The 1,197-nt window shown below is 39.2% G+C and carries 1 protein-coding gene and 1 pseudogene; both read right to left on the bottom strand.

Going from position 1 to position 1,197, the window contains the following annotated elements:
- Positions 1 to 262 (bottom strand): annotated as a pseudogene (locus PGX78_RS01265) (YadA-like family protein); the annotation flags it as partial.
- A gap of 524 nt (positions 263 to 786) precedes the next feature.
- Positions 787 to 1,197, bottom strand: a 411-nt coding sequence (locus PGX78_RS09460; RefSeq protein WP_333523809.1) for a helix-turn-helix domain-containing protein, incomplete at its 5' end; no start/stop codon positions are given.

The following is a 1,197-nucleotide window of genomic DNA, read 5'->3' on the forward strand; positions in this document are numbered from 1 at the left end:
TATTATTACCTATAGCAAGACTGTTTTCTTTTAAAACTTCCGCTCTCTTTCCGATTGCAAAGACGCTGGATTCCGTAACTTTAGCTCCTTCTCCGAAAGCAATAGAATTATTCCCGTTGACACTGGAATTTTTTCCTCCTACTACGGAATTATCCCCGGTTACTACACTATTTTCACCTATATTCAAGCTATTAGCCGCCATACCCCATCCGTTTACTGCGCACAAGATACTTACGGCTAATAAAGTATTCTTTCTTATCATCTTCCTCTCAAACCTCCGTTACTATTATTAATTACAAATATATCACATTTATATTATAATTTATTTATGATCTTTCTTCATTATCATTCAGTAATTAATATCCATTCCGTTTCTTTATACATAAGCAAGTATATATTCTACTCAACCTTTATTCTTCCGGATGTATTACTGTTAAAACCGATATGAAGTATCCTATAACTCCCGTTTTATTACAGCACACAAAAAAGAACGTTTTCCGAATCTCTCGAGAAGCGCTTATTTACTTATGGTGCGGTCGATGGGACTTGACCCCATACGAACTTACGTTCACTACCCCCTCAAAGTAGCGCGTCCGTTAAACACGTTTTTAAGAGTAGCTATATAACTCGATATTTGCACTATCAAGCCATTTTCACTCTTTATATTTCCATATAACTTACTATATTTTTGACAACAATGTTGTCAAAATGTTGTCAAACATAGCAGCAGCACTAAGTGAATTTTTATGTGTTTAATAATGGTATTTTTAATAAGTCACTTGCGGTTTACTTGACTTCAACATCTTTCCATTGCTTCCCTACTTCTTTTCTAGCGACGGGATTTAAAATGAACCCGTCTTCGTTTACCTCGCAACCGATTTCAAGGACAGTACCGTAAAATGCCTGCCGCATACTTGCTTCACGCTTTGCAGCTCGAAGGCTACAAGCCTTGAGTTTTTCCGCTTGCCTATAACTGCCGGCGTTCTGGAATTCGGCGAAATAGTATGTCTGTGTCGGATGTTCCTTTCCGTAAAGCCGTTCCAAGCCTTGTTTGGTTACTAACAATACGCCGCCGGATTTGCGGCATTCTTCACCTTCAACCAGGCGACCAGATAGGCACGCCTGCTTAAGTGTACTTGCTGCACGACCGAAGCGTTCGCTTGCTTCGGCTATTGTCATAACATCATCGAATCTCAT

This window comes from Megasphaera sp. AF13-6AC (assembly GCF_027685385.1).
Classification (GTDB): Bacteria; Bacillota; Negativicutes; order Veillonellales; family Megasphaeraceae; genus Megasphaera; species Megasphaera micronuciformis.